This is a genomic window from Ligilactobacillus sp. LYQ139 (assembly GCF_045033025.1).
Taxonomy (GTDB): Bacteria; Bacillota; Bacilli; order Lactobacillales; family Lactobacillaceae; genus Ligilactobacillus.
Map to the genome: position 1 here is coordinate 100964 of NZ_JBJFZW010000006.1, position 7220 is coordinate 108183.

A 7220-nucleotide genomic window follows, 5' to 3' on the forward strand; every position below is an offset into this window, starting at 1 on the left:
AACCACTAATTAGTATAATTAGTGGTAATTATAAAAGTCAACCTTAATTAGGACTGCTTTTTCCGCCGCACTCCCTTATTTTTCTGATTTCGACGCCGCTTTTTCCGGTGCTTCCTTCGCCCGTTGGCGGTTAGCTGCTGTGTTTTCTGGCTAACCGGTGCTGGATGCTTATTTTTAGGTGACTGCGACCGCTTTCCCGCAACCAGTTCACCATGAACAATCACTCCGTCAACCACGGTGTATTTGTTTGGCCGGATCAACTGCCGAAAAGAACGCAATTGGTGCTCATTTCCCAGGTTAATCACCATCCCCGGCGCGCCCATCCGGCCGGTTCGGCCCACCCGATGCACATATGTGCGAAGATCACGGGCAATGTCATAGTTAATTACGGCCGGTAACCCGGGAAGATCTAATCCCCGAGCAGCCACATCGGTGGTTAAAAGTAACCTTAGCTGTCCCTTACGGAAACTACTGAGAGCGTGGGCTCGGTCCTGATGATTTATTCCACTAATTAACGCTGCTACCGGAACGTGGTGATACTGAAGCTTAGCAACCAGCTCACGCACAGTAGCGGTCTGACTGCAAAACACCAACGCCCGCATTTGCGCCATTCGGGCTAATTTCCGTAACGCATCCACCCGTTTTCTAGTCGGCACGGCAACCATATAATGCGTTACTGCCCCCTGAGTGTGATCCGTTGCCCGGACATCAATTCGGGTAACTTGTACCCCGAACCACCGGTGAAGTTCGTCTAAAATAGGCGTGGCGGTTGCTGAAAAAAAACCAAGTTGAACATCCGCATTAGCGCGGCTTACAATTGCCCGGCATATTTCGCGGGAGGCTTCCTCAGCCAGTAACGCATCGGCTTCATCCATAACAATTGCAATTACCTGGTGCATTTTTAACCGCTTGGCCGTAATCAAATCATTAATTCGCCCCGGAGTACCTACAACCACTTCTGGTCGAACATGCCGTAATTTTTCGACCTGTCGGCGCATGTTTGCGCCCCCGATAACCGCTTGAACCTTGATGTTAATCAACCGGGCCCACGCACGGGTAACATTCGTAATCTGAACAGCTAATTCCTGAGAAGGTACCAAAATAACCACTTGCAGCCCATCCCCCGGCATAACCTTCTCAAGCAGCGGCAAAATATACGCCAAGGTTTTCCCCGACCCAGTTGGTGCTAACCCCACAACATTCCTCCCTGCCGCGAGTGCTGGTATCACTTCTTTTTGAATCGGTGTTTGAACCGTAAAGCCTTGTTCCTGAAAATACTTCGCAAACTGTTCGTTCATAGTACGCTCCTTACATTAACTTAAACTACTTTCATCTTACCGGAAAACACCTAACGCTGAAAAGTTTATGACAAAACTATCACAATATTTTATTTGAATTACACTTTGCAAAAACCGCCCGCAGCCGAGGCGGAATAGGATATGATTATGGTAACAAGAACGACTGAAAGGAGGAAGCGACCGTGCAGCGGCCCCGTTTACGGATTCCCAAAATTAAGCGGCTTGACGAGTGGTGGAATAAAAAAAGTCCAGCTCCCATCAATTTTCCCGCTCGATATGCAGGACAATGGACGTTCGTTGACTCCACCAATAAAAAACAGCATACTTTCTCAATCGCACCCAGCTTACACCTTTTCATTGATCGGCGCGAAATTGAAGGACATATTGTTAAGGTCGATCAAAACGAGTTACTCTTTCTTGATAAGTATGGCTATCACGTTAAGGTAACGGCGGGAATTAATGGCCCCACTACGGTTTACGATGAGGCCGATGACGTAACATATAAGTTAGAAGCAATTTCTTCCCGGTGATAAGCGTAATCACCGGGGTTTATTAGTTTTTACATAAAAGGAATTAAAATTCGACTACAAATGTAACCGTTTGGGGCAAATAGTGGTATAACGGGAATATGGTTGGCTTTTTTACACCGCTAACCACCGAAACTATTCCGGTACAAATTATCGTCACCGGCAAGTGAGGCGAATTTTTTTTATGGAAATAGCACTGTTACTGCTCATCGGGTTTATCATCGGATTCGTTATGATTTCACTCGGCATGGGCGCAGCACTGTACATTGGAAGTTTTATCACGCTCTTAGGGCTCACCGCTAAGACAGCCGCTGCCAGTGCGTTAGTTACAACCTTACCCGCCTTAATCATCGCAACCTTGATTTATCATGGTGTCCGTAAAAAAGGCGACCATAAATTTCATCATCACCGCCAAGAACACCGGCTCTTATTCTGGGCACTTATAGGAACGCTAGGTGGAAGCTTACTGGTTAACCGGATTAACCAACATTACTACCAGCTTATCATCAGCATTATCCTGATAATCCTATCACTATCAATTTTGTACAAAACCATCATTGCTCCCCACCGCCCCCACCGAAACAAACCAACTAAAACACAACTCAATCAAGTAGTGGCTGATGGAACGGGAATTGTCAGTGGAGTAATGACTGGCCTAGCAGGTATGTCAGGCGGTGGGCCCTTAGTAGCAGGTATGTTTCTGGTAAACGCATCGCTCGAAGACGCCGTGGCTGCATCAGCCTTTATTCGGATGTGGACCACAATTGTTGGTATCGGGCTTCACTGGACAACAATGACGATTGCCTGGCACCCCGTCATCATCATGTCATTAGGAACAATTATGGGAGCAGGTCTTGCGCCCATCGTGATGCAGCATCTTCCCGAAAAAACTAAGCAAACCTTCTCCCGGGTAATGAAACCAATCATCGCTCTTATTCTTCTATACTTAGGGGTTAAGCAGTTTATTTAGCGAAAATAACAAAGAAGGGTTGGGACATATCCCAACCCTTCTTTAATAGACCTTAGTTCTGCTACATCCTACTTTAACTTCGACAAGTCTAACATCATGCTTGCATAGGCCAAGCCAGCACCAAAACCCGTGAGTAATACGTGCTGGGGCCGCTTTCCCGCACGAACCGCCCGGTCAAGTGCCAGCGGGATTCCCACCGACGATAGGTTTCCCACCGTCGTCACTTCCTGGGCAAACTTTGCCAATGGAATCCCGGTCCGCTCAGCAAGCTGTTCAATCAGCCGGAGATTTGCCTGATGGGGAATCACAAAGTCGATATCTGCCGGGGTCAAATGTTCCTGCTGCAAGAACGTCGCAATGTGTTCGGGGATCCGTTGGGTAACAAACTCATATACCGCATGCCCGTCCTGATAAAAGGCATCGGTCCGGGGATAATTATCCGCCTTGACTGCACTTAACGGAGCCACCCGCCCACTATGAATCGATTTTGCATCACCCTGCGTCTCAAGAAGCTCACCGCCAACCATCTCGTCGGCTGGATCATCACTGGCTTCATAAATTGCTCCGGCCGCACCATCGCCGAAAAAGACGGCGGACGTTCGATCGCGAAAATCGAGCATCTTGGAATTCGTTTCAGCACTAATTACCATTGCCCGCCGGTAACCGCCCGTCCGTAAGAACTTCGTAGCGGTCGTTGACGCAAAGATAAACCCCGCACATGCAGCCGATAAATCATATGCAAACGCATCCGTTGCGCCCAGTTTTCCCTGCACAATTGCCGCCGTAGATGGCGTAAGGGCATCCGGCGTAATGGTCGAAACAATAATCAGGTCAATCTGTGCTGGGGATAACCCAGCCGTCGCCAGAAGCTTGCGGGCGACCCTTAACGCCATATCTGACGTGTCCTCATCCAGTGCAAAGTGGCGGGTTTTAATCCCCGTATGCGCCTGAATCCATTCGTCCGACGTATCCATTAACTGACTAAGTTCATCATTTGTCACGACCCGTGACGGGAGGTAGTGGGCCGTCGCCGTCAGCTTAATTGCCTTTACCATCATGATGCCTCTTTCTCTGTCCGAATTTCTTTTTTAGAACCTAGGCTTTATTCTACTTAATTTCGGCGCAAAACACCACTTAAAACGCTTCTATTCGCTGTTCTGAATTTCTTGATAAAGATGCGCTACCGCCGCCTGAACTGTCCGTAATCCACCATCATCAAAGCACTGGGACAACTGATAGCCCACAAAATACGGCGACGTAACAAACCGGGGAACTACCTTACATGCCAGGTGCGTTCCCACTTCATAAAAGAAAAGATTATAGTCGTTACAGAGCCCGTCATAGTACTGGGTAACCACGAAAATAACGGCCGCCTTAATCATGTCCGCAACTACTTCTAACTGACGGGATGAATTCCACACCACGTTTAGTTCAACTAACCCCATTAACGGATGCGTAGCCACGTTTAGCGCTGCTTCCTGATCCCGAGCAATTTCTAGCCCCTCAAAATATACCGGATCACACACCGCTTTATACGCATCCACTCTTTTTAATCCAATCAGTTGCATATGCGGATGGACCTGCGTTCCGCCTGATAACCGTCCGTAATTTTTATGCAAAATAACACTCCGAAACTTCCCGCTCGCCGCCATTTGCCGCCACCGCTTAACCGCAAACGCTAGAATTATCCGCCATTCCTCCCGCGAATACACTGAAATGTCCGCATTATGCCGCTTACTTTCCACTAGCACCAATTGGGTTGTATCCTTAAGGGTGGCGTACTTATTTTTTAATAAAATAATATCGCCCTGCTGTTCGTAGATATTTTGTAAATGATTCCGGTCGCAAAACGGGCATCCTGTCCCAGGCTGTGCGTGAGTCTTATGTTTTCCCGTCTGCCGGTTGAAAATTAATTGCTCTGATTTCATTAACCGCTATCCTCCAACCATTATAAATCCCAATTAAAATCCCCTTTAGAATACAACAAAAGAACTACCAAATAAATCACATTATAAAAAAGGAATGCCAGGCATCCCCATCATTCCTAAATATACTGTTCTATTCCCGATTCGTATGCCAAATTCCATATATAAGGTAAATTATGACACCCAAAACAAACCATCCTAGCGCATATACCTTAGCGGCCCAATCAAGGCCAACAAAAACCAACAGACTAAACACAAAGGCTAGGGCCGGAACGACCGGATAACCCGGCACCTTAAACGCTGGTTGGGCAATATCGCGCCCCTCCCTTTTTCGCAGAAAGAACAAACCGACTGACACAAACATAAAGGCAACAATCGTCCCCGCAGATACCAATTGGGATAAAAAGCTAAACGGAAGGAGCGAACTCACAATAATTACAATAATTGTAATGAGTATCACGGCGTTTCGGGGCTGCTGGTTCCGATCTAGCAGGCTGAAAAACCTGGGTAACATCCCATCACGACTAAACGAGTAAATTAAGCGCGAACCGGAGAGCATAAAACCAATCGCCGCGGTAAACATCCCAAACACGGCAATTAACTGGACAATGGTCGCAATTAGCGGGTGGTGAATTGCCCGGAGCGCAATTCCAAGCGGTTCAGCACTCGCTGCGTACTTTTGATACGGTAACACCCCGATTAAAACACAACTTACTGCAATAAAGAAAGCCGATGCAATTCCCAATGAACCAATAATTCCCCCGGGCATTGTTCTTTGGGGGTTCACTGCTTCCGCTGAATTTGCAGCAATCGCATCAAAACCCAAATACGAAACAAAGATCATGGATACCCCCGCATAAATCCCCTGCCAGCCACCAAACGCACCGTTGCTCGTCGCGTGGTATGCGGGGACAAACGGGTGAAAGTTACTTAAATGGATAGCAGTTGCTCCAACCGCAACAAACAGAAGAATCGCAAAGATTTTCAGGATAACCAACGCATTTTCAACTAACGTTATTTTAGACAAATTTCGTGATACTAATAGCCCAACAACTAAAACAACACCAACCGCAATAAGATCAATCACCCCACCGCGCTGCCCTAAGGGAGCAGCGAGAAAAGCCGGAAGGTGAAGCCCAAGTGAAGCAAGAAGCGGCTTTAAGTTTGCCGATATTCCCGAAACAACGAAAGAAACGCCGATAATGTACTCAGCAAGGAGCGCCCAACCAACTACCCAGCCAGGAAGTTCCCCAAAGAGAACGTTAATCCACGTATACGCTGAACCAGCAAACGGCATTGCCCCCGCCATCTCAGCGTAAACCAACGCAACTAGGCCAGCAACGATTGCCGCAATTACGAATGAAATAATGACCGCCGGCCCCGTATGCATAGCGGCCACTTCCCCAGGAAGGGTAAAAATCGAAGTAGAAACAATCATCCCTATTCCCAAAGATAAAAGATCCCGTACCCTGAGCGAACGGTTCAGGTGGCCGTCCTTTAGCCCGTACTTTGTTGGTGATTGACGGAAAAACATTCTTTTTAATAAATTCATTCTCTCTTCTCCTCAATTATTCGCCGGTAACCCTGCTACGATCAACCACAGCGATTTACATTGTAGCACAAGATTAGATTATGATGAAAGATTTATAATTTCATTCACGGGGTACATGATTTTAATATCCTTTAATCGCTTAACTTAACGTTGCATTTTTATCTTTAATATTTGTTCGCTTAAAAGTTATCAAAATTAGAAACAACCGAAAAAAACTCGTCATTACAAGGAAAATACGCATTTTTCGTGTATTTACTATGTATTTAAAAACAACTAAAAAACGAATTTTACGGTTGAAAATTATCAATTCAGCCATACTCCCCAAAGGCGACACCTTAGTTATTTCGCGCAATAACACACACCAATACCTTTTAATAGTTGCTACTTAGGAAAGCACCCTCCCACCTGCGTTTTCATTGATTCTTCTTTTATAATGCGTATGGGAAGACAGTATATTTAACATCTAAGTCATAGTTAATTTAATTCGATGGGAAAAATTTATGCCCATAATCGCAGATACTCATAAAAGATATTTCTTTAAATTTTATGGAATTAGTTTATGATTTACAACAAATACATCGTTTATTTGATATTCCTTCTGAGCCCGCCGTGGCATATATATTCACCCTCCCTTTTCACTAAACATTCTCTCAGAAAACTTGGGTGTATTGATCATTGGCAGCTCTATAAAATCAAAATCGACAACTGACTACTCAACAAGCATTTGCCTTTACGTCTTTTAATAAAATTACCGCAACATAAAAGCACGCTTCGTTTATAAACGATAACGTGCTTCTTTCTTAGAATTCACCTAAATAGGGTTCTAAACTTAATGGATCCGTTTAATTCGCCATAATTCTGCAAATCCTAGTCCCAACCCTATCAATACAATTCCGAACAGGGCTGTTCCTTTTGCTTGGTGATCACCGGTATCTGGCAATTGCTGAT

General features: G+C 45.7%; 7 protein-coding genes. 2 read left to right on the plus strand and 5 right to left on the minus strand.

What is annotated here, in order from left to right:
- Window positions 1–47: 47 nt before the first annotated feature.
- A complete protein-coding gene (locus ACI3E1_RS06600; RefSeq protein ID WP_405024868.1) occupies window positions 48–1298 on the minus strand; it encodes a DEAD/DEAH box helicase in 1251 nt (416 codons plus the stop codon).
- Window positions 1299–1480: 182 nt separating this feature from the next.
- Here ACI3E1_RS06600 and ACI3E1_RS06605 point away from each other — a divergent pair, with 182 nt between their 5' ends.
- Together ACI3E1_RS06605 and ACI3E1_RS06610 are read left to right on the plus strand one after the other, a co-directional pair.
- On the plus strand, window positions 1481–1828 hold the full coding sequence (locus tag ACI3E1_RS06605; protein ID WP_405024869.1) for a DUF4828 domain-containing protein: 348 nt from the start codon (window positions 1481–1483) through the stop codon (window positions 1826–1828).
- A 181-nt stretch (window positions 1829–2009) separates the two neighbouring features.
- A complete protein-coding gene (locus ACI3E1_RS06610; protein WP_405024870.1) occupies window positions 2010–2795 on the plus strand; it encodes a sulfite exporter TauE/SafE family protein in 786 nt (261 codons plus the stop codon).
- A gap of 68 nt (window positions 2796–2863) precedes the next feature.
- Here the strand turns inward: ACI3E1_RS06610 and ACI3E1_RS06615 are convergent, their stop codons facing one another.
- The 4 genes from ACI3E1_RS06615 to ACI3E1_RS06630 all read right to left on the minus strand — a co-directional run bounded on the left by ACI3E1_RS06615 (window position 2864) and on the right by ACI3E1_RS06630 (window position 7212).
- Window positions 2864–3850: a beta-ketoacyl-ACP synthase III gene (locus ACI3E1_RS06615; protein ID WP_405024871.1), complete on the minus strand. Its 987-nt coding sequence runs from the start codon at window positions 3848–3850 to the stop codon at window positions 2864–2866.
- Between the two features lie 90 nt (window positions 3851–3940).
- Window positions 3941–4723, minus strand: coding sequence for a DUF4931 domain-containing protein (locus ACI3E1_RS06620; RefSeq protein ID WP_405024872.1), 783 nt, complete (start codon window positions 4721–4723; stop codon window positions 3941–3943).
- A 130-nt stretch (window positions 4724–4853) separates the two neighbouring features.
- Complete coding sequence (locus ACI3E1_RS06625) at window positions 4854–6272, minus strand: APC family permease (RefSeq protein ID WP_405024873.1); 1419 nt, start codon at window positions 6270–6272, stop codon at window positions 4854–4856.
- Between the two features lie 829 nt (window positions 6273–7101).
- The gene (locus ACI3E1_RS06630; protein WP_405024879.1) at window positions 7102–7212 is read right to left on the minus strand and encodes an LPXTG cell wall anchor domain-containing protein; all 111 of its coding nucleotides are present in this window, start codon (window positions 7210–7212) and stop codon (window positions 7102–7104) included.
- Window positions 7213–7220 lie beyond the last annotated feature (8 nt).